Genomic DNA, 25800 nt, shown 5'->3' with positions numbered 1-25800 from the left:
GCGTCTTAAGCGACTTTTCATCCAACTCTCAGACTGAAGGGAATCACGCATGAAGATTCACGAGTACCAGGGTAAGGAAATCCTGCGGAAATTCGGAGTCGCGGTACCGCGCGGCAAGCCGGCGTTCTCGGTTGACGAAGCCGTCAAGGTGGCAGAAGAGCTCGGCGGCCCGGTATGGGTCGTGAAGGCTCAGATTCACGCGGGTGGCCGTGGCAAGGGCGGCGGCGTGAAGGTGGCGAAGTCGATCGAGCAGGTTCGCGAATACGCGAACCAGATCCTCGGCATGCAGCTCGTCACGCACCAGACCGGTCCGGAAGGCCAGAAGGTCAACCGTCTGATGGTCGAAGAAGGCGCCGACATCAAGCAGGAACTGTATGTCAGCCTCGTCGTCGATCGCGTGTCGCAAAAGATCGTTCTGATGGGTTCGAGCGAAGGCGGCATGGACATCGAAGAAGTTGCCGAAAAGCACCCGGAACTGATCCACAAGGTCATCGTCGAGCCGTCGACCGGCCTGCTCGATGCCCAGGCAGACGACCTCGCCGCGAAGATCGGCGTGCCGGCTGCTTCGATCCCGCAAGCGCGCGCGATCCTGCAAGGCCTGTACAAGGCATTCTGGGAAACCGATGCATCGCTGGCGGAAATCAACCCGCTGAACGTTTCCAGCGACGGCAAGGTCATCGCACTCGACGCGAAGTTCAACTTCGACTCGAACGCGCTGTTCCGTCACCCGGAAATCGTCGCGTACCGCGATCTGGACGAAGAAGATCCGGCTGAAATCGAAGCGTCGAAGTTCGACCTCGCGTACATCTCGCTCGACGGCAACATCGGCTGTCTCGTGAACGGCGCAGGCCTCGCGATGGCAACGATGGACACCATCAAGCTGTTCGGCGGCGAGCCGGCGAACTTCCTGGACGTCGGCGGTGGCGCGACGACCGAGAAGGTCACGGAAGCGTTCAAGCTGATGCTGAAGAACCCGGGTCTGAAGGCGATCCTCGTGAACATCTTCGGCGGCATCATGCGCTGCGACGTGATCGCGGAAGGCGTGATCGCCGGTTCGAAGGCCGTGAACCTGAACGTGCCGCTCGTCGTGCGCATGAAGGGCACGAACGAGGACCTCGGCAAGAAGATGCTGGCCGACTCGGGCCTGCCGATCATCGCCGCGGACAGCATGGAAGAAGCTGCGCAGAAGGTCGTCGCGGCTGCCGAAGGCAAGTAAGCGCGCGCTAATGAACACGCAAGGCGGCGCGGTTCGCACGCGACGCCAATCGAACAGAGGTCAAAATACATGTCGATTCTGATCAACAAGGACACGAAGGTCATCACGCAGGGCATTACCGGCAAAACCGGTCAGTTCCATACGCGCGCCTGCCGTGAATACGCAAACGGCCGCGAAGCATTCGTCGCGGGCGTGAACCCGAAGAAGGCCGGCGAAGATTTCGAAGGCATTCCGATCTACGCAAGCGTCAAGGAAGCGAAGGCAGAAACCGGCGCGACCGTGTCGGTCATCTACGTTCCGCCGGCAGGCGCAGCCGCTGCGATCTGGGAAGCGGTCGAAGCCGATCTGGATCTCGCGATCTGTATCACGGAAGGCATTCCCGTCCGCGACATGATCGAAGTGAAGGACCGCATGCGCCGCGAAGGGCGCAAGACGCTGCTGCTCGGGCCGAACTGCCCGGGCACGATCACGCCGGACGAACTGAAGATCGGCATCATGCCGGGTCACATCCACCGCAAGGGCCGCATCGGCGTCGTGTCGCGTTCGGGCACGCTGACGTATGAAGCCGTTGCACAGCTGACGGCACTCGGCCTCGGCCAGTCGTCGGCAGTCGGTATCGGCGGCGACCCGATCAACGGTCTGAAGCACATCGACGTGATGCAGATGTTCAACGACGATCCGGATACGGATGCGGTCGTGATGATCGGCGAAATCGGTGGTCCGGACGAAGCCAATGCGGCTGAGTGGATCAAGGACAACATGAAGAAGCCGGTCGTCGGCTTCATCGCTGGCGTCACGGCGCCTCCGGGCAAGCGCATGGGCCACGCCGGCGCGCTGATCTCGGGCGGTGCGGATACGGCCGAAGCGAAGCTGGAAATCATGGAAGCGTGCGGCATCACCGTCACGCGCAACCCGTCGGAAATGGGCCGTCTGCTGAAGAAGGCGCTGTAATATTTCCACTGGGTTCGTCCTGCAGAAAACGCCGGCTTTGCCGGCGTTTTTTGTTATGCTCGCGCAATGAATTCGTAAGCACCGGGCATGCGTCGTGCATGTACCGACGATGAACCGGGCCGCCCGCGAGGCGGCCGCTGTCCTCTCCTCACCGCCATGCTCGAATTCCTCGCGTCGCTGCACTGGGGCGCCATTCTCCAGATCATCATCATCGATATCCTGCTCGGCGGCGACAACGCGGTCGTGATCGCGCTCGCCTGCCGCAACCTGCCGGCGAACCAGCGTCTGCGCGGGGTCCTCTGGGGCACCGCCGGGGCGATCGTGCTGCGTGTCGCGCTGATCACGTTCGCGGTCGCGCTGCTCGACGTGCCGTTCCTGAAGCTCGGCGGCGGGTTGCTGCTGCTGTGGATCGGCATCAAGCTGATGGCGCCGGCGACCGACGCGCACGACCACATCAAGCCGGCCAGCCGGCTGTGGGACGCCGTGAAGACGATCGTGATCGCCGATGCGGTGATGAGCCTCGACAACGTGATCGCGATTGCCGGCGCGGCTGAACAGGCCGATCCGTCACACCGGATCGCGCTCGTGATTTTCGGGCTCGTCGTCAGCGTGCCGATCATCGTGTGGGGCAGCACGCTGGTGCTGAAGCTGCTCGACCGTTTTCCGGTCGTCGTGGCGCTCGGTGCCGCGCTGCTCGGCTGGATCGCCGGCGGGCTGATCGTGAACGACCCGGTCGGCGATCGCTGGCCGGTGCTCGATATGCCGGAGGTGCTCTACGGTGCGAGCATCGCGGGCGCGCTGTTCGTCGTCGCAATCGGCTACGCGCTCAGGAAACGCGGCGGCGCGCCGCACGCGCACTGACTGGCCATCCGGCCGACTGCCGGTTTCGCGGCCCGCTGGCTACGATCGAGACGCCTGCCTTTACCGGCAGGCGTTTCTCGTTTCCGGAGCCTGTCATGTTCGAAGCCTTTTCCGTTTCCCTGTTCCGTCGCGTTGCCGCCGATCTGCGGCGCGCGAACCGGCCGTCGCCGCGCTGGCGGCCGGCCGGCTTCACGCTGATCGAGCTGATGATCGTGCTGGCGATCGTCGGTGTCGTCGCGGCCTATGCGATTCCCGCGTACCAGGATTACCTCGCGCGTTCGCGCGTCGGCGAGGGGCTGGCGCTCGCGTCGTCCGCACGGCTCGCGGTGGCCGACAACGCGGCGAGCGGCGCGAGCCTCGACGGCGGCTACAGCCCGCCGGCCGCTACCCGCAACGTCGAATCCGTTGCGATCGACGGCGATACCGGCCAGATCACGGTCGCGTTCAGCACCCGCGTCGCCGCCGCGGGCACGAATACGCTGGTGCTCGTGCCGTCCGCGCCCGACAAGGCCGACGCGCCTGCCGCGCGCGTGGCGCTTAAAAAGGGCGCGATGCAGGCCGGCACGATCGCATGGGAGTGTTTCGCCGCGGGCAAGGACGCATCGTCGCTGCCGGCGCCGGGAGCCGGGCCGTTGCCGGGCGATGCCGCGACGCTGCCGGCGAAATATGCGCCCGCGGAGTGCCGCGCGTAGGCCGGCGAAGCAGGCGGCGGGCTGCGCGTGCGACGTGTCGCACGCCGCTTCGGCCGGTGGGGGCCGCCGCTCGGCGTCAGGTCGAGGGGCGAAGCCCCCGCACAGAGGAGGGAAAGTTTTGTATAGTGCGCCGGTTGCTGACATCCGGTTCGCTCATGCCTTCTACTTTTTCCCGTTCGTTGTCGCTCGTTGCGCTGGCTGTCGCCCTGATCGTGCCGTACGCGATCACGAATCACACGTATCCGATCCCAACCTTTTATTCCGAGTTTTCCGCGCTGGTGCTGTATCTGCTGGTGGGGCTGTCGGTCGTGCTGCTGACGCTCGGCGGCCGCCGGGATCAGCCGTTTGCCGCGCCGGCCGCGTTCGTCGTGCCGCTCGGGTTTGCCGTGGTGCTGATCGCGCAGGTCGCGCTGATTCCGCTCAAGGTGCCGTCGATGAACTGGCTGGCGGTTGGCTATCTCGCCGCCGCGCTGGTCGCGATGCAGGCCGGTTACGCGCTCGCGCGCGACGGGCTGGCCGAAGCCGTTTCGCGGATGATGGCCGGTGCACTGCTCGTCGGCGGCTTGTTCGCGGTCGGCACCCAGTTCGTGCAGCTGTTCCACCTCGAGTCGGCCGTCTCGCCGTTCGTCGTGGTGTACAACGTCGCGGTCGACCGTCGTCCGTACGGCAACATGGCGCAGGCGAACCATCTGGCCAGCTACATCGCGTTCGCGCTCGCGGGTGCGCTATATCTGGTGCAGACGCGCCGGCTCGCGGTCTGGGCGTGGCTCGCGCTGTCGATCGTGCTGTCGATCGGTCTCGCGCTCACGGTGTCGCGCGGGCCGTGGCTGCAAGTCGCGGTGATGGTCGTCGCGGGTTTCTGGATGGCGTGGATCGAATCGCGACGCGCGCAGGGCAATGCGCGTGCGTGGCTGATACCGGCCGTGCTGGCGGTCGCGTTCATCGCGGTGAACGTCGCGGTGCGCTGGGCCAACGTGCACTATCACCTGAACCTCGCGGAATCGGCGGCCGACCGGATGCGCGATGCGGGGCAGATCGCACCGCGCCTCGCGTTGTGGAAGTACGGGCTTGCGATGTTCCGCGAACATCCGCTGCTCGGCGTCGGCTGGGGCGAATTCCCGTCGCATCAGTTTGCGCTCGTGCGCGCGCTCGGCGGCGTCGAGATCGCGAACAACTCGCACGACATCTTCATCGACCTGCTCGCGAAGACCGGCCTCGTCGGCCTCGGCGTGCTCGCCGTCACGCTCGTGATGTGGTTCGTGCGTGCCGTGCGCGCGCCGCAGTCGAGCATGCGCGTGTTCGGTTTCGCGCTGATCGGCATTCTGCTGATGCACGCGCTGGTCGAGTATCCGCAGCAGTACATGTTCTTCCTGCTGCCGGCGATGTTCGTGATCGGGCTGCTCGACGTGAAGTCGCTGCGCATCCTGCCGGGCCGCGCGGCATTCGGGCTGTTCGCGGTGCTGTCGATCGGCGGCGTGCTGGCGGCCGTGCCCGTGCTGCGCGACTACCAGCGCGCGGAAGTGCTCTATTACGGCAGCGATCCGGCCGCGCAGTACCGCGATGCGCCGTCGCTGCTGTTCGGCGCGTGGGGCGAGTACGGTGCGGCGACGTTGCTTCCGATTTCGCCGGACGATTTGCCGGCCAAGCTCGCCGCGCATGAGCGCGCGATCGCGCTGCTGCCCGGCGAGACGGTGTTGCGCCGTTATGCAGTGCTGCAGGCGCTGGCCGGCCGTGAAGCCGATGCGCTCGACACCGTCGCGCGCCTGCACGTGTTCGCGAAGGAGTTGAAGGACTGGCCGCAACAGCTGGCCTCGCTGTACAAGCTGTGCGATCAGCGGCCGACGCTGAAGGCGTTCAAGGCGGCCGTCGTCGCGAAGTACGGCGAAGCGCCGGCCGATTCGGACGACGACTCTGACGACGACGATTCGGATTGACGCGCGCAACGCCGCCGGAACGGGGAACGCCGGCGTTGATGGCGTTGCAGCGAGAGGGAGGCCGGTGTCCGGCAGAGTGGCCTCGCGCGTGGCGCGCGAATCCGGTCGGGCATCGATTACCTCGCGGATTGCGCGGATTCCGGTCGAATGACGGTGATTCGCGTCAATCATTGTCAAATCGCCGCCGCTGACCAGGCGGCGCGTGCACAATGCGCGAAAGCGCTCGCGTGCCTGCCTGTACGGGACGTAGCAGGCGCGAATACGGAAAACGTTCCCGGTTATCCGGGAAGTCCGCCGGGCAGGATCGCGGCCGAGCATCGATCGGCCGCGCGGCCGTCACGGGGCGCCGGTCCGATGGCCGCGGCGCGGTACGACACATGCGATGCGGCCGGGGGAAGGCTTCCGGTGCGCGGCGCGCGCGTCAAGAACAGTGCTGAAGAACGATATTCGACCATGGCCATTCGCTCGACCTACCTGATCCTGCCCGCCGTCGCGATGCTGTTTTCCGGCTGCGCGATGTTGTCGTCGTCGCAGGAAAGCAAGCTGACCTGCCACATTCCGCGCGCCGTCTATCCGGATACCGCGAAGCCGCTCACGCGCCCGGCGACCGTGCTCGTGCGCGCGCTGATGACGACGTCGGGCGAAGCGCAGAACGTCACCGTGACGACGAGCAGCCGCAATGCGGTAGCCGACCGTGCGGCCGTCGAAGCGATGACGCACGCAAGCTGCGTGCAGACGGGCGCGACTGCGAACCCGTTCCTGCTGACCCAGCCGTTCGTGTTCGAGCCGCAACGCGGGCAGTGACGCGCGCGCCGGACGTCGGCAATTCGCTGCTGGTATTGATGTGTTTTTCTGAGTGTCCGTCGTTCGAACGGGGAATCGCCACGGCCGATGATTCTCCGCGAAGCGTGAAGCGCGCGATCAGCCCGCGACGTCTTCCGCCTTCCAGTCCCCCGACTTCCCGCCGCGCTTTTCCCGCACGCTCACATCCGTGATCACCATCCCGCGATCGACCGCCTTGCACATGTCGTAGACAGTCAACAGCCCGACCTGCACGGCAGTCAGCGCTTCCATCTCGACGCCGGTCCGACCGAACGTCTCGACCTGCACGACGCAATGGACGCCCGGCAGCGCGTCGTCGAGTTCGAAGTCGACGGCCACACGCGTCAGCGCGAGCGGGTGGCACAGCGGGATGAGGTCGGCCGTGCGCTTGGCGCCCTGGATCGCCGCGATGCGCGCGACGCCAAGCACGTCGCCTTTCTTGGCCTTGCCGTCGCGAATCAGCGCGAAGGTGTCCGGCAGCATCCGGATCGTGCCGCGCGCGATCGCGATGCGCCGGGTTTCCTGCTTGTCGCCGACGTCGACCATGTGCGCATGGCCGGCGGCATCGAAATGGGTGAGTCCTGACATGTCTTGCTCCGTCTCAACGGGCGCTTATCATAGCAGCGGCGCTCGCGTCGCCGGGGGCGCAGATGACGCACGCGCGGCGCGGGACAGTCGCCGCGGCGCCGGTACAATGACCCGAATATTCAGACCAAACGCCGCGATGCGCGCCGCTCGTGCGGGACGGCGTCGCTTTCATCCTGCCATGCGTGTCAAACAGTTGCTTGCCGTGTCGCTGTCGGCGGCGCTCGCGCTGCCGCCGGGCGGCTATGCGCAGAGCGCGTCCGCACCACCGCTCGAGCCGGCGGCCGGCGGCCCGACGTCGATTTCCACCGTGCCGTCCGGCATCGCGACCGACGTGTTCGGGACGTACGGCGGCGCGGAGAGCCGGTTCTCGGGCGCAGTCGGCGCGTCGGCGCCGGTTGCGAGCCTGCGCGCACCGCTTCGCGCGCTGGAACTGCCGGACCTCGGCGACGGCTCCGGCGGTTCGCTGACGCCGCGGGCCGAGCGCCGGCTCGGCGAGCGCGTGATGCGCGAAGTAAGGCGCGATCCCGATTACCTCGACGACTGGCTCGTGCGCGACTACCTGAACGCGATGGCCGCGCGGCTCGCGGCCGCCGCCGCCGCGCGCTTCATCGGCGGCTACATGCCGGACTTCGACCTGTTCCCGGTGCGCGATCCGCAGATCAACGCGTTCTCGATGCCGGGCGGCTTCATCGGGATCAACAGCGGGCTCGTCGTCACGACGCAGACGGAATCCGAGCTCGCGTCGGTGGTCGGCCACGAGATGGGTCACGTGCTGCAGCGGCACATCGCGCGGATGATCGGCGCGAGCGAGAAGACCGGCTACACGGCGCTCGCGACGATGCTGCTCGGCGTGCTGGCCGGCGTGCTCGCGCGCAGCGGCGATCTTGGCAGTGCAATTGCGGTGGGCGGGCAGGCGTACGCGGTCGACAACCAGCTGCGCTTCTCGCGTTCGGCCGAGCGCGAAGCCGATCGCGTCGGCTTCCAGTTGCTCGCGGGGGCAGGCTACGACCCGTACGGGATGCCGGGCTTCTTCGAGCGGCTCGACCGTGCGTCGATGGGCGATGCGGGCGTCCCGGCCTATGCGCGCACGCACCCGCTGACCGGCGAGCGGATCGCCGACATGGAGGATCGGGCGCGCCGCGCGCCGTACCGTCAGCCGCGCCAGTCGGCCGAATTCGGATTCGTGCGCGCCCGGCTGCGCGTCCTGCAGAACCGGGCGCCGACCGACATCTCGGCCGAGGTCCGCCGGATGCAGTTCGAGATCGACGATCGCACGGCGCCGAACGTCGCGGCGAACTGGTACGGCATCGCGCTCGGGAACACGCTGCTCGGCGAATACGACGCGGCCGGCAAGGCACTCGCGTCGGCCCGCGCCGCGTTCGATGCACGCGAGCGGCGCGAGGGCGATCCGGAAACGAGTTCGCCCAGCCTCGACGTGCTGGCCGCCGACATCGCGCGCCGCGCGGGCCGGATCGACGACGCGGTACGGCTCTCGGAGCTCGCTCAGCGGCGCTGGCCGGCGTCGCACGCGGCGATCGTCGCGCATCTGCAGGCGCTGATCGCCGCGCGCCGCTTCACCGAAGCGCAGACGCTTGCCCGCGCGCAGGCGAAGGCCGATCCCGAGCAGCCGGACTGGTGGGATTACCTCGCGAAGGCGAGCGACGGCAAGGGCGACGTGCTCGCGCGGCGTCGCGCGCTTGCGGAGAAACTGGCGCTCGACGGCGCGTGGCCGTCGGCGATCCGGCAACTGAAGGAAGCGCGCGATGCGAAGGACGTGTCGTTCTACGAGCAGTCGATCATCGGCGCGCGGCTGCTGGAATTCGAAGCGCGCTACAAGGAAGAGCGCGACGACGAGAAGAACGGCCGCGGGTAGCGGCCATTGCGCGGCGCACGCGGGCGGTGCCGCGGCGGGTCAATTGCCGCTGTCTGTCGCGTCGCGTGCGTGGCGCGCCGGGCTCGCGATGTAGCCGAACTTCGCGGGCACGTCGGCGCACGTAATGTGGCCGAGCGGCAATGCGTGGCTGTCGCGCCAGCGCAGCACGGGCGGCTCGGCATCGAAATCCGCGTGATCGGCGAACAGCCCGAGGTCGTGATCGTGCAGCGCGGCGACGCGCGGCGGCGTGCCGGCCGCGTGGAACAGGACGCCGCCCCCATCGTCGAGCCAGGCTTCGTCCGGTTCGAACGCGGCGCCCGTCTGGTCGGTGAGCGTGAGCTTCCCGTCGCGCTCGGCGAGCCGCACGACCCACGGCGTATAGGCGAGCTCGACGTATACGCGCTGCGGCCCGTTCTGGAAGAACCACTGGCCTTGCGCGTCGGATTCGTAGTTGCGGCCGATGAACGCGTTCAGCGCCGCATGCCGGATCGGCGAGCCGAGTTCGCCGGCCGCCTGCGCCGCGTCGTCGCGCAGCCGCCATTCGCCGCGCCGGTCGAGCAGCAGCCAGCCGGTGCAGTGCGGCACGTTCGGCCATTTGGCGAGCGCCTGCCTGACGATGTCATCCATGGTCGACGAATTTCGAGCAATAGCCGAACACCCGCGCCGACAACCAGTCGAGGCGGCCGGGGAACGGCCCGGTCATGAATCCCGCATGTCCGCCCGCCGCCGGCTGGTCGAGCTCGACGGCTGGCGAGACGTCGGCCGGGCCGGGCAGCGCGGATTCCGGCAGGAACGGGTCGTTGCGGGCGTTGAGGATCAGCGTCGGCACGTCGATCGCGGGCAGCAGCGGTCGCGTCGTCGCTTTCGTCCAGTAATCGTCGGCGTCGGCGAAACCGTGCAGCGGCGCGGTCACGATCTCGTCGAAATCACGCATCGTCACGGCCTGCAGCATCGCGTCGCGATCGAACAGCCCCGGGTACTGATCGAGCTTCGCGAGCGCCTTGCGCTTGAGCGTCTTCAGGAAGCTGCGCGTGTAAACCATCGCGAACCCCTGCGACAGCGCGCGCCCGCCCGCGTGCACGTCGATCGGCGTCGAGATCGCGGCGGCCGCGCGCACGATCGACGTATCGCTGCGATGCTCGCCGAGCCAGCGCAGCAGCACGTTGCCGCCGAGCGACACGCCGGCCGCGACCAGCGGCCCGCGATGCTGTCTGGCGAGCCGGCGCAGGATCCAGTCGACTTCGGCACTGTCGGCGAGATGGTAGAAGCGCGGCTGGCGGTTGATCTCGCCGCTGCAACTGCGGAAGTGCGGCACGACGGCGTGCCAGCCCTTCGCGCGTGCGGCGGCCATCATCGCGAGCGCGTAGTGCGAGCCGGAGCTACCTTCGAGGCCGTGGAACAGCACGAACAGCGGCGCGTCGGGTGCCGGCGCCGCGCTGTCGAGATGCGCGACCCAGTCGAGATCGATGAAGTCGTGGTCGGGGGTTTCCCATCGCTCTCGCCGGTAGGCGACTACCGGACGCCGCGCGAACAGCGCGGGCACGATGGTTTGCGCGTGGCTATTGGGCAGCCAGCGCGGTGCGCGATAGCGCAGTGTGTCGTCGTCGGGGGCCGGAGCCCCGGTCAGCGGCGAGGTGGGCGGAGAAGCCGTACTCATGATCGCCCCGCGTATGCGTTGCTTCGTCTTTTCGTCAGTGCAGCGGGCCCTGACCGTGACGGATCTTGGCGGCGAACTGCCCGGCCGCCTGTTCGGGAATCGGGCTCGCGTGGATGTGCGCGATGCGCCATTCGCCGCGTTCGTGAATCATCACGTACGTCGCGAAAACCATGTCGGGTTCGGCCGTCAGGTCGGCCTGCTGATGCGCTTCGGCGATCGTATAGACGACCGTGCCGAGGCTGTCGTACACGCGGATGTCGAGCGGCTCGATCGTCACCGGGCGCGTGGCAAGCCGGTTGGCGAGCCCGCTGCGGATCTGGTCGAGGCCGTGCAGATGCTCGCCGTCCGCCCAGACGCAGCTGGCGAAATCCTCGTCGATCCACAACGCCAGCAGCGCGTCGAGATTGGCATCCGCGATGGCCTGGTAGTAGGCGTTCAGCGTATCGGCAGCGGCTTCGAAGAGGCGGGCAAAACGTGGCATCGGGGTGGTCTCTCGCGCGCGTCGCGCGCCGTATTCAGCACGGCGGCCCGGATGGAGCCGCCGCACACCGGTGAATCGGATTGCCCGGCGCGCCGTGCGACGCTGCCGGCCAGGGTCAGCGCTGCCCGACGAGCATGCCGCGCAAATCGCCGAATACCTGCTCGGGACCGAGTTCGCGCAGGCAGTTCAGATGGCCGAGCTGGCACTCGCGTTCGAAGCAGGGACTGCATTCGAGATGCAGCCATTGTACCTTCGCCAGGTCCGACAGCGGAGGGGTGTGGCGCGGATCGGTCGATCCGTACAACGCGACGAGCGGCCGGCGCAGCGCGGCGGCGACGTGCATCAGCCCCGAATCGTTGGTGACCACCGCGTTCGCGCGCGCGATCAGCGCGCACGCCTCGGACAGCGACGTCTGCCCGCACAGGTTGCGCACGTTCGGCGCGTGGTCGGCGATCGCCTGCGCGGCCGCCGCATCCTTCTGCGAGCCGAGCGCGACGATCTGCGTGTACGGGAACGACTGGTGCACGATCGTCGCGAGCGTCGCGAAGTGCTCGGGCGGCCAGCGCTTGGCCGGGCCGTATTCGGCGCCGGGGCAGAACACGACGAGCGGCTTGCGCGTATCGAGATTGAAGCGCGCGGATACGCGCGCCGTCTCGTTCAGGTCGGCGTCGAGGCGCGGCGCGGGCAGCGTCTTCATCGACTCGGGCAGCTTCGCGCCCGGCGCATACGCAAGCGCCGCGTAGTGGGTCGTCATCGGCGGCCGCTCGCCCGACTTGTCGGGATTCGCGTGCCGCACGTTCAGCAGCCCGTAGCGGTGCTCGCCCGTGTAGCCGATCCGCAGCGGGATGCTCGCGAGCCACGGGATCACGGCGGACTTCAGCGAATTCGGCAGCACATAGGCCGCGTCGTAGCCGACGTCGCGCAGATCGCTCGCGAGCTGCCAGCGGCGCAGCAGCTGCAGCTTGCCGTGCGCGAGATCGGTCGCGTAGACATCGTGGATCTCGGGCATGCGTTCGAGCACGGGCGCGACCCACGAGGGTGCGACGGCATCGATCGCGATGCGGGGATGGAGCTTTTTCAGCAGCGCAAAAAGCGGCTGCGCCATCAATGCGTCACCGATCCAGTTCGGTGCGATAACCAGCGCTCGACGCATCAGGTCGACTTCCGATGTCGTAATGAATCACGGCACGCTTCGCGCCGCGTTCGGGTTGCCAGAATGGAGAAGGGCGGCGCGCCGGGCTTCCGGCTGCGCCGCCTTGCGGGTCGGCGGGCCAGGAGGCCCGGCCGGCCGGGCTCAGTGGCCCTTGACGACCTCGCCGTCGCGCAGCTTGTAGCGCGTGCCGCAGTACGGGCAGCGCGCTTCGCCGTGCGACACGTCGATGAAGACGCGCGGGTGCGCGCTCCAGCGTGCCATGGCCGGGTTCGGGCAGTAGGCGGGAAGATCCTTGGCCGTCAGCTCGACCAGCGGCATTTCCTTGATTTCACTCATGAGACTTTCTCTTATCACTCTTTTGTGGGGCGGTCGGTGGCGCGGCGCGCTCAGACCTTCGTCAGCCAGTGCGCGTACTTCGCGTTCTTGCCCGACACGATATCGAAAAACGCCGACTGGAGCTTTTCCGTGACGGGGCCGCGCGCGCCGCTGCCGATCGTGCGGTTGTCGAGCTCGCGGATCGGCGTGACTTCAGCGGCCGTGCCGGTGAAGAACGCTTCGTCGGCCGTGTAGACCTCGTCGCGCGTGATGCGCTTCTCGATCACGTCGATGCCGGCGTCCTTCGCGAGCGTGATGACCGTGTCGCGCGTGATGCCGTCGAGGCACGACGACAGGTCGGGCGTGTACAGCTTGCCGTTGTTCACGAGGAAGAAGTTCTCGCCCGAGCCTTCGGACACGTAGCCGTCGACGTCGAGCAGCAGCGCTTCGTCGTAGCCGTCGGCCGTTGCTTCCTGGTTGGCCAGGATCGAGTTCACGTACCAGCCCGACGCCTTCGCGCGCACCATCGACACGTTCACGTGATGGCGCGTGAACGACGACGTCTTCACGCGGATGCCCTTCGCGAGGCCGTCTTCGCCGAGGTACGCGCCCCACGGCCATGCCGCGATCGCGACGTGGATCGTGTTGCCCTTCGCGGCCACACCGAGCTTTTCCGAGCCGACCCAGATGATCGGGCGCAGGTAGCACGACTCGAGCTTGTTCTCGCGCACGACTTCGAGTTGCGCGGCGGCGAGCGTTTCGTGGTCGAACGGCACGTCCATCTGGAAGATCTTCGCCGAATTCAGCAGACGTTTCGTGTGTTCGGGCAGGCGGAAGATCGCGGTGCTGCCGTCGGCCGCCTTGTACGCGCGCACGCCCTCGAAGACGCCCATGCCGTAGTGCAGCGTATGGGTCAGGACGTGGATCTTGGCGTCGCGCCAGTCGATCAGCTTGCCGTCCATCCAGATCTTGCCGTCGCGGTCGGCCATTGACATAGATTTCTCCTGGGATGCGGTTGTATGCAGCGTTGAGCCGGAAAGACGCTTATTTTAGCGTCATTTGGCGGCGATCCGGTCGGTCGGCGCGGGGCCGGCGCTATAATCGTCCGGTACCGATTCCAATAACGACGGGACGTACCGGCAGGAGACGCCGGCGCCCCGACGAACCGCCCGCCGCGGCCCGCTTTCCCATGCCCGCTCGATTGTCCGCCACCGACCGCTTCGCGCTGATCCAGGGCGCGCGCGACTATTCCCCGACACTGATGGCGATCCTGTCGTGGGGCCTCGTCACCGGCATCGCGATGAGCAAGTCGGTCATGACGCTCGGGCAGGCGAGTGCGATGTCGGTATTCGTCTACGCGGGCTCGTCGCAGCTCGCGGTGCTGCCGCTCCTCGCGGCCAAGCTGCCGATCTGGACCGTGCTGCTCACGGCCGCGATGGTCAACACGCGCTTCGTGATCTTCAGCGCCGGGCTTGCGCCCCATTTTTCCTACCTGCCGCTGTGGCGGCGTCTCGCGATCGGCTACTTCAACGGCGACGTGATCTACCTGCTGTTCCAGAAACAGGGCTTCGCATACGGGCACGTGCCGGGCAAGGAAGCGTATTTCTGGGGGATGGCGCTCGCGAGCTGGGTGTCGTGGCAGGTGTCGTCGCTCGCCGGCATCCTGCTCGCGAGCTTCTTCCCGGCGAGCTGGGGGCTGGAACTGGCCGGCACGCTCGCGCTGATCCCGATCATGGTGTCGGCGGTCGCGAACCGTTCGACGCTCGCGGCCGTCGCGGTCGCCGGCATCGTGTCGCTCGTTGCTTTCGACCTGCCGTACCGGCTCGCGCTGCCGCTCGCCGTGCTCGCCGCGCTCGCGGCCGGCTGTACGGCCGACTTCTTCGTCGAACGGGCCGACTGGCGGCGCATCCGCACCGAAACCGTGCACGAAAGGGAAATCGAATGAGCGCGACGGAGATCTGGATCGTCATCATCGGGATGACGGTCGTCACGGCGGTCACGCGCGCGCTGTTCCTGATCGGCGGCGAGCGCACCGTGCTGCCCGAACGCGCGCAGCGCGCGCTGCGCTACGCGCCGGCCGCCGCGCTGGTCGCCGTCGTGCTGCCCGACGTGCTCGAAACGCCGTCCGGCCTGTCGTTCGCGCTGTCGAACCACCCGTTCTACGCGGCGCTCGCCGGCCTCGGCTGGTTTTTGTGGCGGCGCAGCATGCTCGGCACGATCGTCGTCGGGATGCTCGTCTTCACCGCGCTGCGCCTGATTTTCTGATGCGCTGCCGTTCCGGCCCGCCGTGCACCGGCTGCCTGTGTCCATGCATTGCTGCATTGCGGCAATGTAACCGGCGCGGCGCGCGATCCCAAATAGGCGGAATTCGCCGCCCGCGGGTCAGTCTGCCGGGTGGATCGGCTAGAATGCCCGTTCGAGATTTTTTACCCGTGCGCGTCATGCGAACCGCCAGCCACGGCCGCATCCGGCGCCCTTTCGCGGCTGCCCGCGCACATCCAGCGTGAATCCCCTTTCCCCATCCACTACTTCAATCTGTTCAACATGAGCCAAGTCAAGCGTCTCACCGACCTGATCGCCGCCGGCCAGCTCGCCGGCAAGCGGGTGTTCATCCGCGCCGACCTGAACGTCCCGCAGGACGACCAGGGCAACATCACCGAGGACACGCGCGTGCGCGCGTCCGTGCCGGCCATCCAGGCCGCGCTCGACGCCGGCGCGGCCGTGATGGTCACGTCGCACCTCGGCCGCCCGACCGAAGGCGAATTCAAGCCGGAAGACTCGCTCGCGCCGGTCGCGAAGCGCCTCGCCGAGCTGCTCGGCCGTGACGTGCCGCTGGTGTCGAACTGGGTCGAGAACGGCGTGAACGTCGCGCCGGGCCAGGTCGTGCTGCTCGAGAACTGCCGCGTGAACAAGGGCGAGAAGAAGAATTCGGACGAGCTCGCCCAGAAGATGGCGAAGCTCTGCGACGTGTACGTGAACGACGCGTTCGGCACCGCGCACCGCGCGGAAGCGACCACCCACGGGATCGCGAAGTACGCGCCGGTCGCGTGCGCGGGCCCGCTGCTGGCCGCCGAACTCGACGCGCTCGGCAAGGCGCTCGGCAACCCGGCACGACCGCTGGTGGCGATCGTCGCCGGCTCGAAGGTGTCGACCAAGCTGACCATCCTCAAGTCGCTGGCCGGCAAGGTCGACCAGCTGATCGTCGGCGGCGGCATCGCGAACACGTTCATGCTCGCGGCCGGCCTGTCGATCGGCAAGTCGCTCGCGGAAGCCGACCTCGTCAACGAGGCGAAGGCGATCATCGACGAAGCGCGCGAGCGCGGCGCATCGGTGCCGATCCCGACCGACGTCGTCACCGCGAAGGAATTCTCGCCGACGGCCGCGGCCACGGTGAAGCAGGTCGCCGACATCGAGCCGGACGACATGATCCTCGACATCGGCCCCGATACGGCCAAGGCGCTCGCGAGCCAGCTCGAGACGGCCGGCACGATCGTGTGGAACGGCCCGGTCGGCGTGTTCGAGTTCGACCAGTTCGGCAACGGCACCAAGACGCTCGCCGAAGCGATCGCCAAATCGTCCGCGTTCTCGATCGCGGGCGGCGGCGACACGCTCGCGGCCATCGCGAAGTACGGCATCCACGACCAGGTCAGCTACATCTCGACGGGCGGCGGCGCCTTCCTCGAGTTCCTCGAGGGGAAGAAGCTGCCGGCGGTGGAAGTGCTCGAAACGCGGGCGGCCTGAGCGTGGCGGCGCGCGCAGGGGTGACGAAGGCCGTGCGTTCCGCGAAAGCGGAGCAGCCGGCCGGCGCGGGCAAGCGCAAACGCGCGCCCGCGCGGGCGAACACCGCCCCGCGCGCACCGGCGGCTGCCGGCGACGCGGCCGCACAGCACCACGAAATTCAGAACAAAGCGATGCCGGGCGCAAGCACCGGCACGCCCCCCGGAACGGCCGCCGCTGGGCCTGCCGCTTCCGGCTCTCGCAGCGTTTCACCCAGCGCATCCACCTTGATCCAGATGAGGAGTTTCATGCAGCGCGCCACCAAGATAGTCGCCACGATCGGCCCGGCTTCCAGTTCGCCGGAGATTCTGCTGCAGATGATGCAGGCGGGCCTCGACGTCGTGCGGCTCAATTTTTCGCACGGCACGGCCGACGATCACCGCCAGCGCGCCGAGATGGTGCGCGAGGCCGCCCGCAAGGTTGGCCGCGAGATCGCGATCATGGCCGACCTCCAGGGCCCGAAGATCCGCGTCGGCAAGTTCGAGAACGGCAAGACGACGCTCGAGCCGGGTCAGTCCTTCATCCTCGATGCGGGCTGCGAACTCGGCAACGACGAGCGCGTCGGCCTCGACTACAAGGAACTGCCGCGCGACCTGCGGCCGGGCGACCTGCTGCTGCTGAACGACGGCCTGATCGTGCTGACCGTCGAGCGCGTGCTCGGCGACGAGATCCACACGACCGTCAAGGTGGGCGGCGAGCTGTCGAACAACAAGGGGATCAACCGCCAGGGCGGCGGCCTGTCGGCGCCCGCGCTGACCGCGAAGGACATGGAAGACATCCGCACGGCAATGTCGCTCGGCGCGGATCTCGTCGCGGTGTCGTTCCCGAAGAACGCGACCGACATGGAAATGGCGCGTCAGCTCGCGAACATCGCGGGCGCGCCCTATGGCATCAAGCCGAAGATGATCGCGAAGATCGAGCGCGCGGAAGCGATTCCGGCGCTGCAGAGCATCCTCGACGCATCCGACGGCATCATGGTCGCGCGTGGCGACCTCGCGGTGGAAGTGGGCAACGCGGCCGTGCCGGCGCTGCAGAAGCGGATGATCCGGATGGCGCGCGAGTCGAACAAGCTCGTGATCACCGCCACGCAGATGATGGAATCGATGATCTACGCACCCGTGCCGACCCGCGCGGAAGTGTCGGACGTCGCGAACGCGGTGCTCGACGGCACCGACGCGGTGATGCTGTCGGCCGAGACGGCCGCCGGCAAGTACCCGGTCGTCACGATCGAGACGATGGCGGCCGTGTGCGTGGAGGCGGAAAAGTCGGAAGAGGTCGAGCTGGACAAGGATTTCCTCGACCGCACGTTCACGCGGATCGACCAGTCGATCGCGATGGGCGCGCTGTTCACCGCGTACCACCTCGGCGCCAAGGCGATCATCGCGCTGACCGAATCGGGCGCGACCGCGCTGTGGATGTCGCGTCACTACACGCACGTGCCGATCTTTGCGCTGACGCCGCGCGTCGGCAGCGAGCGCACGATGGCGCTGTACCGCAACGTGACGCCGCTGCACGTCGACTTCAACAGCGACCGCGACTCGGCGCTGCAGGCCGCGCTCGAGATCGTCGTCAAGCAAGGCTACGTGCAGCACGGCGACATGGTCGTGCTGACGGTCGGCGAGCCGATGGGGCAGGCGGGCGGCACCAATACGCTGAAGATCGTGCGGGTCGGCGAGCACTATTGAGCGCCGGCTGAGCACCGGGCCGGCCTCGTGGCCGGCCGTCCGGATCGGTTGAACATCGATCCGGCACCGTTTTTCACGCGAAAGCCGCGTGGGGTCCGAAGCCCCGCGCGGCTTTTTTTCTCTTTTTTGCCCGCATTGTGCCGTGCGAACGTAACAAATTGCGAGTCGGCGCCACCGGGCGGTCGGAATCGGAGGCGCTTCGCGATAAAATGCGGCTATTCGACGCTCAGCCGCGCCGCGCTGCCCCGGTCCAGACCGGGGCGGGAGCCGCGCCGGCGTCAGGGCGCACCGGTTTTCATTCCAAGGAGTTCCACAATGCCTCTCGTATCAATGCGTCAATTGCTGGACCACGCGGCAGAGCACGGTTACGGCCTGCCGGCCTTCAACGTGAACAACCTGGAGCAGGTCCAGGCGATCATGGCGGCGGCGGACCAGGTCGGCGCGCCCGTGATCATGCAGGCATCGGCCGGCGCGCGTAAGTACGCGGGCGAGCCGTTCCTGCGCCACCTGATCGAAGCGGCAGTCGAGTCGTACCCGCACATCCCGGTCGTGATGCACCAGGATCACGGCCAGTCGCCGGCAGTCTGCATGGGCGCGATCCGCAGTGGCTTCACGAGCGTGATGATGGACGGTTCGCTCGAAGCCGACGGCAAGACGGTCGCGTCGTACGAGTACAACGTCGACGTGTCGCGCAAGGTCGTCGAGATGGCGCACTCGATCGGCGTGACGGTCGAAGCCGAACTCGGCGTGCTCGGCTCGCTCGAGACGATGAAGGGCGACAAGGAAGACGGCCACGGCGCGGAAGGCACGATGACCCGCGAGCAGCTGCTGACCGATCCGGAGCAGGCCGCCGACTTCGTGAAGCTCACGCAGTGCGATGCGCTCGCGATCGCGATCGGCACGTCGCACGGCGCGTACAAGTTCTCGAAGAAGCCGACGGGCGACATCCTGTCGATCCAGCGCATCAAGGAAATCCACGCACGCATCCCGAATACGCACCTCGTGATGCACGGTTCGTCGTCGGTGCCGCAGGAACTGCTGGCCGAGATCCGCGAATTCGGCGGCGACATGAAGGAAACCTACGGCGTGCCGGTCGAGGAAATCCAGGAAGGCATCAAGCACGGCGTGCGCAAGATCAACATCGACACCGACCTGCGTCTCGCGATCACCGGTGCGATCCGCCGCTACCTGTTCGAGAACCCGGGCAAGTTCGATCCGCGCGACTACCTGAAGCCCGCGCGCGAAGCGGCGAAGCAGGTCTGCGTCGACCGTTACCTCGCGTTCGGCTGCGAAGGCCAGGCCGGCAAGATCAAGCCGGTGTCGCTCGACAAGATCGCCGAGCAGTACAAGTCCGGCGCGCTTGCGCAGGTCGTGCGCTGAGACTGTAGTACGATTGCCCCGCCCGGTGCTGCCGCCGGGCACGGGCTGGCCGCCCGGTCGCCGGACCTGATCCGGCCCCGGCAGCCGTTCCGTCCGGCCGAACAAGGGCCGGCCGGCAACCGCCCGGGCCCCGTCGCCCGCCGGTTCGCCGACGTATTGCAAGACCGCCGTTCCCGCCTGCCGCGGGGAACGGCGTTTCCCTTTTTGTTTGGCTCCTTATCTGCGAAAAGACGATGTCTACCCTCTACGAATCCACGCTCCGCTCGCTGCCGCTCCTCGGTCGCGGCAAGGTCCGCGACAACTACGCGGTCGGCAACGACAAGCTCCTGATCGTCACGACCGATCGCCTGTCGGCATTCGACGTGGTGATGGGCGAGCCGATTCCGAACAAGGGCCGCGTGCTGAACCAGATGGCGAACTTCTGGTTCGACAAGCTCGCGCACATCGTGCCGAACCACCTGACGGGCGACGCGCCGGAAGCGGTCGTCGCGGCTGACGAAGTCGAGCAGGTGAAGGGCCGCGGCGTGGTCGTCAAGCGCCTCGAGCCGATCATGATCGAAGCGGTCGTGCGCGGCTACCTGGCCGGCAGCGGCTGGAAGGAATACCAGGCGTCGGGCGCCGTATGCGGCGTGCAGCTGCCGGAAGGCCTGCAGAACGCGCAGAAGCTGCCCGAGCCGATCTTTACGCCGGCCGCGAAGGCCGAGATGGGCGAGCACGACGAGAACATCACGTTCGAGGAAACCGAGCGCCGCATCGGCACCGAGCTGGCCGCGACGATCCGCGACATCTCGATCAAGCTGTACAAGGAAGCGGCCGACTACGCGGCGACGCGCGGCATCATCATCGCCGACACGAAGTTCGAATTCGGCCTCGACAACCACGGCAAGCTGTACCTGATGGACGAAGCGCTGACCGCCGATTCGTCGCGCTTCTGGCCGGCCGACCAGTACGAAGTCGGCACGAACCCGCCGTCGTTCGACAAGCAGTTCGTGCGCGACTGGCTCGAGGCGCAGCCGTGGGGCAAGACGGCGCCGGCGCCGGCACTGCCGGCCGACGTCGTCGAGAAGACCGCCGCGAAGTACCAGGAAGCGCTCGAGCGCATCACGGGCCAGTCGCTTGCCTGATCGAGGAAAGGAAGACATGAGCGAAGTCCAGACTGCCCACACGCACAGCGCACCGCTCGTCGGCGTGCTGATGGGTTCGAGTTCCGACTGGGACGTGATGAAGCATGCGGTCGCCATCCTGCAGGAATTCGGCGTGCCGTACGAAGCGAAGGTCGTGTCCGCGCACCGGATGCCCGACGAGATGTTCGACTATGCGGAGAAGGCGCGCGAGCGCGGGCTGCGCGCGATCATCGCGGGCGCCGGCGGCGCCGCGCACCTGCCCGGCATGCTGGCCGCGAAGACCACGGTGCCCGTGCTCGGCGTGCCGGTCGCGAGCAAGTACCTGAAGGGCGTCGATTCGCTGCACTCGATCGTGCAGATGCCGAAGGGCGTGCCGGTTGCGACGTTCGCGATCGGCGAGGCCGGCGCCGCGAATGCCGCGCTGTTCGCCGTGTCGATCCTGTCCGGCCACTCGGTCGACTACGCGAACCGGCTCGCCGCGTTCCGCGTGCGCCAGAACGAAGCCGCGCACGCAATGGTGCTGCCGCCGCTGGAATGACGGCGCACCGGCGGCCGCGCGTCGCGGCTGCCTGACCTCCCCACTGCGGCGGGCAGCGCCCGCCGCGACCGACCACTGACATGACCGCAACTCCTGATTCCGTTTCCCCGATCCTGCCCGGCGCGTGGCTGGGCATGGTCGGCGGTGGCCAGCTCGGCCGCATGTTCTGCTTTGCCGCCCAGTCGATGGGCTATCGCGTCGCCGTGCTCGATCCCGATCCGACGAGCCCCGCCGGCGCGGTCGCCGACCGCCATCTGCGCGCGGCGTACCACGACGAAGCCGCGCTCGCCGAACTGGCCGACCTGTGCGAAGCGGTGTCGACGGAGTTCGAGAACGTGCCGGCCGCGAGCCTCGATTTCCTCGCACGCACGACGTTCGTTGCACCAGCCGGCCGCTGCGTCGCGGTCGCGCAGGACCGGATCGCGGAGAAGCGCTTCATCGAGGCGTCGGGCGTACCCGTCGCACCGCACGTCGTGATCGAATCGGCGGCGGCGCTTGCCGCGCTCGACGATGCCGCGCTCGATGCGGTGCTGCCGGGCATCCTGAAGACGGCGCGCCTCGGCTACGACGGCAAGGGCCAGGTGCGTGTGGGCACCGCGCAGGAAGCGCGCGACGCCCACGCGGCACTCGGCGGCGTGCCGTGCGTGCTCGAGAAGCGCCTGCCGCTGAAATACGAAGTGTCGGCGCTGATCGCGCGCGGCGCGGACGGCCGGTCGGCCGCGTTCCCGCTCGCGCAGAACGTGCACCACAACGGCATCCTCGCGCTGACGATCGTGCCGGCGCCGGCCGCCGATGCCGCGCGCGTCGCAGAGGCGCAGCAGGCCGCCGTGCGGATCGCCGACACGCTCGGCTACGTCGGCGTGCTGTGCGTTGAGTTCTTCGTGCTGGACGACGGTTCGTTCGTCGCGAACGAGATGGCGCCGCGCCCGCACAACTCCGGCCACTACACGGTCGATGCGTGCGCAACGAGCCAGTTCGAGCAGCAGGTGCGCGCGATGACGCGCATGCCGCTCGGCAACCCGCGCCAGCATTCGCCGGCCGCGATGCTGAACATCCTCGGCGACGTGTGGTTTCCGAACGGTGCGACCGACGCCGTCACGCCGCCGTGGGACACGGTTGCCGCGATGCCGACCGCGCACCTGCACCTGTACGGCAAGGAAGACGCGCGCGTCGGTCGCAAGATGGGCCACGTGAACTTCACGGCCGAGACGCGCGACGAAGCCGTTGCCGCGGCCACCGCGTGCGCGCAGCTGCTGCGCGTGCCGCTCGACTGAGGCGCCAGCCGATGTCCATCGATCTCCCGAATGCCGTGACGCCTGCCCAGCTCGACGCGGCTGCCGCGCTGCTCGACGCGGGCCAGCTCGTCGCGTTCCCGACCGAGACCGTCTACGGGCTCGGCGGCGACGCGGCGAACCCCGAAGCCGTCGCGCGCATCTACGCGGCGAAAGGGCGGCCCGCGAATCATCCGGTGATCGTGCACCTGCCGCCCGGCGGCGATCCCGGCTACTGGGCCGCTGACCTGCCGGCCGACGCGCAGGCGCTGATCGATGCATTCTGGCCCGGCCCGCTGACGCTGATCCTGAAGCGCCATGCGCGCATTCCGGATGCCGTGAGCGGCGGACAGGATTCGGTCGGGCTGCGCTGCCCGTCGCATCCGGTCGCGCAGGCGCTGCTGGCCGCGTTCAGCGCGCGGCGCGGCGGCCACGGCGGCGTGGCTGCGCCGTCCGCGAACCGGTTCGGCCACGTGAGCCCGACGACCGCGCAACACGTGCGCGACGAATTCGGCGACACCGTGCACGTGCTCGACGGCGGCGCGTCCGAAGTCGGCATCGAATCGACGATCCTCGACCTGTCGCGCGGCTTCCCGGCGCTGCTGCGCCCGGGCCACGTGACGCCGCAACAGATTGCCGACGTGCTCGGCCGCACACCGAAGCTGCCGGATGGCAGCGATGCGACCGCGCCGCGCGCGTCGGGCACGCTGAAAGCGCATTACGCGCCGCGCACGCCGCTCGCGCTGCTGCCGTTCGACGCGCTCGAGCCGCTGCTCGCAGCCGCGCAAACCGACGGCGAGCGCGTCGCGCTCGTCGCCCGCGCGTCGCGCGCGGGGCGCTGGGCGCAGGCCGACGGCGTGCATTTCATCGCGGCGCCGGAAGATCCGCAAGCTTACGCGCGCGACCTGTACGGGATGCTGCGCGCGCTCGATCGCGCGCAGGTTGCGCGCATTCTCGTCGAGAAGCTGCCCGAGACCGTCGAGTGGATCGCGGTCAACGATCGGCTCGGCCGCGCGGCGGCCGCATTCGAAGCACGCGACTGACGCAGTTCGCTGCCGCTGAAATAAAAAACGCCCGACCGGCAAACCGGTCGGGCGTTTTCGTTGGGGCGCGTGGCCGGCGGCTTACTTGCCGACGCCCGACTTCGCGATCTGCTGTTCGACGTACTGCGCGAACAGGCTGTGCAGGTGCGTCGTCGGGTGGACCGTATCGGCGAACATGTAGGTCTGGTCCGCGTTCGGGACCGTGTAGGTCTGCGGCGAGCAGAACAGCGACGAGCCGAATGCCGTTGCGTTCGCGACGCCGTACTGCGTGGCGGCCTGGACCATCGCCTTCAGGTTGCACGCGGTGTCGGTGTTCGACACGGTGAAGCCGTTTGCCTGGTAGTTCGCGAGGATGCCGTCCTGCCACGTGAACGTGTCGAGCAGCACGTACTTGGTCGTGTCGACCTTGAGCGCCTGCAGCGTTGCGGCGAGCGTGCCGTTGAACAGCATCGACAGTTGCGTGAGGGTCGTCTGCGTGCCGCCCTGGAGCGCGAGCGGCGTGCCGCCGATATCCGGCACGTTCGATACGAACACGTGCGTCGCGCCGGATGCGACGATCTGCTGGACGAGGCCCGCGAGCTGTTGTGCGGCGGCGCCGATGTTCTGCTGCAGTTGCGTCGGCGTGATGGCGCCTGCCTGCAGGGCCGCGACCTGATAGAAGATGTCGTTCGCGCCGCCGTTCAGCAGCACGATCTGGTTCGCGTTGAAGCTGCCGTGCTGTTGCAGGTACTGCGTGAGCTGGCTCGCGATCGGCGTCGTCGTCGCCTGGGCGTAGTCGGGGTTCGGCACGGTGGCGTCCGCGTGGCCGATGCCGGGCTGCTGCGTCACGCGCGAGCCGCCCTGCGCGTAGCCGAGGCCGCCGGTGGCCTGCAGCGGGATGCCGAAGCCGCCCTGGTTCGCGGGCTGCAGTGTGTCGCCGTAGTATTGCGCGACGTTCTGCGTCCACACCTGGCCGGGGTTGGTCGTGAAGCGCCCGCCGCCGAAGCCGAGCTTGATCTGCGAGTAGGTGCCCGCATCGGACAGGCTGTCGCCGAACGACACGATCTGCATCTTCACGCCCGACGGCGGCGTGTTCGATGCGCTGCTATTGTTGTTGTCGTCACCGCCGCCGCACGCGGCGAGCAGCGCGAGCGCGGCGCCGGCGATCGCGACCTGCGCGGTGCGCAGCACGCGCTGACGGGTGCGGGAAGGTGCGTGTTGTTGTGTCTGCATCGTTCGATCTCCTCGTAGATATGGCCTGATGTGTTTCTCATCTGCCGCGTGCCTGCTCGGTTCCGGGCTGCGCGGCGGCCGTTGGCTAAAACGGTTTATTGGTCACGCGCAGCCGCCAGCGGAACGGTGCGCGGATCCTGGTTCACGGCCTCGGCAATCTGCGCATGATAAGCGCTCGCCCATTCGGGCGGGCCGAAAATCGCGCGCAGCTTGTTGTGCCATCCGTCGACGCGCAACGCGTCGGACACCATCGAACCCCACTCGTGGAACGTCGCGACGAGCGGGTTGTTCGAGCCGAGCCGCTCGACGATCCCGTACTGCGGCGGATCGTCGGGCGTTTCCTCGACGTAGCTGCCGAACAGGCGATCCCAGATCACAAGGACGCCTGCGTAATTGCGGTCGATGTAGCGCGGGTTGCGCGCATGGTGCGCGCGGTGGATCGACGGCGTGTTCAGCACGTATTCGAGCCAGCCGAGCTTGCCGATCGCCTGCGTGTGCACGAAGAACTGGAACGCGAGGTTGATCAGCACGATGCCGACGACCTGTTGCGGCGGAAAGCCGGCGAACGCGAGCGGCAGCCAGAACACCCACATGCCCGCGACCGGGTACATCAGGCTCTGGCGGAACGCGGTCGAGAAATTCATCCGCTCGGACGAGTGGTGCACGACGTGTGCGGCCCACAGCCAGCGCACGCGATGGCTCGCGCGATGGAACACGTAGTAGAGGAAGTCCTGCGCGACGAACAGCACCGCGAACGACAGCCAGCCGTCGTGCCACGTGTAAAGACGATAGTGCCGGTAGCAGTACGCATAGACGGGGATCACGAAGATCCACGCGATCTTGTCGGCGCCCTGGTGCATCAGCGCGAGGGCCGCGTTGCACAGCGTGTCGCGCCATGCATAGACATGGTCCTGCGCACGTGTGCGGGCGAGGTGCCAGGCCTCCCACGCGATGCAGAGCAGGAAGACGGGCGCCAGCGCGAGCAGAAGCAATTCGACGTCGAATCGCATGGGCGTGTCTCCTTCTTTCCCCTGCAAGCCATGAGGCCGGGCGTGTGGCCCGTTGTATGTATCGGTCAGGCCAACAGCCTACGCAATCGCCACGCGCAAGGCGAGGGGGGAGCGTAGAGGGTTCCCTCTGAGGACAGGGTTTCTACGGAAGCCGCGTGGCACGGGGCCGGGCGGTATGGCCCTGTTTTGTGGGGGGAGTCGGGGCGCGGGGCGTCGT

The 25800-nt window shown here is 67.8% G+C and carries 26 protein-coding genes; 16 read left to right on the top strand and 10 right to left on the bottom strand.

From position 1 onward, the window contains the following. The first annotated feature begins 49 nt into the window (after positions 1-49). The 6 genes from sucC to AC5LXK_RS14090 all read left to right on the top strand — a co-directional run bounded on the left by sucC (position 50) and on the right by AC5LXK_RS14090 (position 6458). A complete protein-coding gene (gene sucC, locus AC5LXK_RS14115) occupies positions 50-1216 on the top strand; it encodes an ADP-forming succinate--CoA ligase subunit beta (protein ID WP_493389364.1) in 1167 nt (388 codons plus the stop codon). A gap of 69 nt (positions 1217-1285) precedes the next feature. Then, the gene (sucD, locus tag AC5LXK_RS14110; protein WP_493389363.1) at positions 1286-2167 is read left to right on the top strand and encodes a succinate--CoA ligase subunit alpha; all 882 of its coding nucleotides are present in this window, start codon (positions 1286-1288) and stop codon (positions 2165-2167) included. Positions 2168-2323: 156 nt separating this feature from the next. Further along, positions 2324-3028, top strand: a complete 705-nt coding sequence (locus tag AC5LXK_RS14105; protein ID WP_493389362.1) for a TerC family protein — start codon at positions 2324-2326, stop codon at positions 3026-3028. A 95-nt stretch (positions 3029-3123) separates the two neighbouring features. Next, positions 3124-3720, top strand: a complete 597-nt coding sequence (locus AC5LXK_RS14100; RefSeq protein ID WP_493389361.1) for a pilin — start codon at positions 3124-3126, stop codon at positions 3718-3720. 155 nt (positions 3721-3875) lie between these two features. Further along, positions 3876-5654, top strand: coding sequence for a PglL family O-oligosaccharyltransferase (locus tag AC5LXK_RS14095; protein ID WP_493389360.1), 1779 nt, complete (start codon positions 3876-3878; stop codon positions 5652-5654). A 453-nt stretch (positions 5655-6107) separates the two neighbouring features. Beyond that, complete coding sequence (locus AC5LXK_RS14090) at positions 6108-6458, top strand: TonB family protein (RefSeq protein ID WP_493389359.1); 351 nt, start codon at positions 6108-6110, stop codon at positions 6456-6458. Positions 6459-6575: 117 nt separating this feature from the next. On the opposite strand, the gene moaC is transcribed toward AC5LXK_RS14090, so the two are convergent. Continuing rightward, complete coding sequence (gene moaC, locus AC5LXK_RS14085) at positions 6576-7064, bottom strand: cyclic pyranopterin monophosphate synthase MoaC (protein ID WP_493389358.1); 489 nt, start codon at positions 7062-7064, stop codon at positions 6576-6578. A gap of 178 nt (positions 7065-7242) precedes the next feature. Here moaC and AC5LXK_RS14080 point away from each other — a divergent pair, with 178 nt between their 5' ends. Next, a complete protein-coding gene (locus tag AC5LXK_RS14080) occupies positions 7243-8937 on the top strand; it encodes a M48 family metalloprotease (protein ID WP_493389357.1) in 1695 nt (564 codons plus the stop codon). Between the two features lie 39 nt (positions 8938-8976). Here the strand turns inward: AC5LXK_RS14080 and AC5LXK_RS14075 are convergent, their stop codons facing one another. The 6 genes from AC5LXK_RS14075 to AC5LXK_RS14050 all read right to left on the bottom strand — a co-directional run bounded on the left by AC5LXK_RS14075 (position 8977) and on the right by AC5LXK_RS14050 (position 13538). Beyond that, the gene (locus tag AC5LXK_RS14075; RefSeq protein WP_493389356.1) at positions 8977-9564 is read right to left on the bottom strand and encodes a DUF2946 family protein; all 588 of its coding nucleotides are present in this window, start codon (positions 9562-9564) and stop codon (positions 8977-8979) included. Next, positions 9557-10594: a hydrolase gene (locus AC5LXK_RS14070; protein ID WP_493389355.1), complete on the bottom strand. Its 1038-nt coding sequence runs from the start codon at positions 10592-10594 to the stop codon at positions 9557-9559. Before AC5LXK_RS14070 ends, AC5LXK_RS14075 begins: the two co-directional genes overlap by 8 nt. A gap of 34 nt (positions 10595-10628) precedes the next feature. Beyond that, the gene (locus AC5LXK_RS14065) at positions 10629-11075 is read right to left on the bottom strand and encodes a nuclear transport factor 2 family protein (RefSeq protein WP_493389354.1); all 447 of its coding nucleotides are present in this window, start codon (positions 11073-11075) and stop codon (positions 10629-10631) included. 115 nt (positions 11076-11190) lie between these two features. Next, positions 11191-12228: a lipopolysaccharide heptosyltransferase II gene (gene waaF, locus AC5LXK_RS14060; RefSeq protein ID WP_493389353.1), complete on the bottom strand. Its 1038-nt coding sequence runs from the start codon at positions 12226-12228 to the stop codon at positions 11191-11193. 141 nt (positions 12229-12369) lie between these two features. Then, entirely contained in the window at positions 12370-12564 is a 195-nt protein-coding gene (locus AC5LXK_RS14055) for a zinc-finger domain-containing protein (RefSeq protein WP_006749970.1), read from the bottom strand. Between the two features lie 50 nt (positions 12565-12614). Continuing rightward, a complete protein-coding gene (locus AC5LXK_RS14050) occupies positions 12615-13538 on the bottom strand; it encodes a branched-chain amino acid transaminase (RefSeq protein WP_493389352.1) in 924 nt (307 codons plus the stop codon). 194 nt (positions 13539-13732) lie between these two features. Between AC5LXK_RS14050 and AC5LXK_RS14045 the strand changes: the two genes are divergently transcribed. The 3 genes from AC5LXK_RS14045 to AC5LXK_RS14035 all read left to right on the top strand — a co-directional run bounded on the left by AC5LXK_RS14045 (position 13733) and on the right by AC5LXK_RS14035 (position 16284). Further along, complete coding sequence (locus AC5LXK_RS14045) at positions 13733-14488, top strand: AzlC family ABC transporter permease (protein ID WP_493389351.1); 756 nt, start codon at positions 13733-13735, stop codon at positions 14486-14488. Then, positions 14485-14808 carry an AzlD domain-containing protein gene (locus tag AC5LXK_RS14040; RefSeq protein ID WP_493389350.1) on the top strand — a complete coding sequence of 108 codons (324 nt, stop codon included), beginning with the start codon at positions 14485-14487 and terminating at the stop codon, positions 14806-14808. The genes AC5LXK_RS14045 and AC5LXK_RS14040 overlap by 4 nt, the downstream gene beginning before the upstream one ends. Before the next feature lie 279 nt (positions 14809-15087). Further along, a complete protein-coding gene (locus AC5LXK_RS14035; RefSeq protein WP_493389349.1) occupies positions 15088-16284 on the top strand; it encodes a phosphoglycerate kinase in 1197 nt (398 codons plus the stop codon). Positions 16285-16441: 157 nt separating this feature from the next. Here AC5LXK_RS14035 and AC5LXK_RS14030 read toward each other — a convergent pair whose 3' ends face one another. After that, entirely contained in the window at positions 16442-16570 is a 129-nt protein-coding gene (locus AC5LXK_RS14030) for a hypothetical protein (RefSeq protein ID WP_021164118.1), read from the bottom strand. Between AC5LXK_RS14030 and pyk the strand changes: the two genes are divergently transcribed. The 6 genes from pyk (at position 16569) to AC5LXK_RS14000 (ending at position 23361) form a co-directional block, all read left to right on the top strand. Continuing rightward, the gene (gene pyk / locus AC5LXK_RS14025) at positions 16569-18005 is read left to right on the top strand and encodes a pyruvate kinase (protein ID WP_493389348.1); all 1437 of its coding nucleotides are present in this window, start codon (positions 16569-16571) and stop codon (positions 18003-18005) included. The two genes, AC5LXK_RS14030 and pyk, sit on opposite strands and share 2 nt — an antisense overlap. Positions 18006-18320: 315 nt before the next feature. Then, entirely contained in the window at positions 18321-19385 is a 1065-nt protein-coding gene (fba, locus tag AC5LXK_RS14020; protein WP_047898922.1) for a class II fructose-bisphosphate aldolase, read from the top strand. A gap of 233 nt (positions 19386-19618) precedes the next feature. Then, entirely contained in the window at positions 19619-20509 is an 891-nt protein-coding gene (locus tag AC5LXK_RS14015) for a phosphoribosylaminoimidazolesuccinocarboxamide synthase (RefSeq protein WP_175032501.1), read from the top strand. A 16-nt stretch (positions 20510-20525) separates the two neighbouring features. After that, entirely contained in the window at positions 20526-21047 is a 522-nt protein-coding gene (gene purE, locus AC5LXK_RS14010; RefSeq protein ID WP_069257477.1) for a 5-(carboxyamino)imidazole ribonucleotide mutase, read from the top strand. 80 nt (positions 21048-21127) lie between these two features. Further along, positions 21128-22321: a 5-(carboxyamino)imidazole ribonucleotide synthase gene (locus AC5LXK_RS14005; protein WP_493389347.1), complete on the top strand. Its 1194-nt coding sequence runs from the start codon at positions 21128-21130 to the stop codon at positions 22319-22321. A gap of 11 nt (positions 22322-22332) precedes the next feature. After that, positions 22333-23361, top strand: coding sequence for an L-threonylcarbamoyladenylate synthase (locus tag AC5LXK_RS14000; protein ID WP_493389346.1), 1029 nt, complete (start codon positions 22333-22335; stop codon positions 23359-23361). 81 nt (positions 23362-23442) lie between these two features. Here AC5LXK_RS14000 and AC5LXK_RS13995 read toward each other — a convergent pair whose 3' ends face one another. After that, positions 23443-24573: an SGNH/GDSL hydrolase family protein gene (locus tag AC5LXK_RS13995; RefSeq protein ID WP_493389345.1), complete on the bottom strand. Its 1131-nt coding sequence runs from the start codon at positions 24571-24573 to the stop codon at positions 23443-23445. 95 nt (positions 24574-24668) lie between these two features. Further along, entirely contained in the window at positions 24669-25583 is a 915-nt protein-coding gene (locus AC5LXK_RS13990; protein WP_493389344.1) for a sterol desaturase family protein, read from the bottom strand. Positions 25584-25800: the final 217 nt, after the last annotated feature.

This window comes from Burkholderia pulmonis, assembly GCF_984667975.1.
This window is presented reverse-complemented; position numbering and strand designations above follow the sequence as displayed.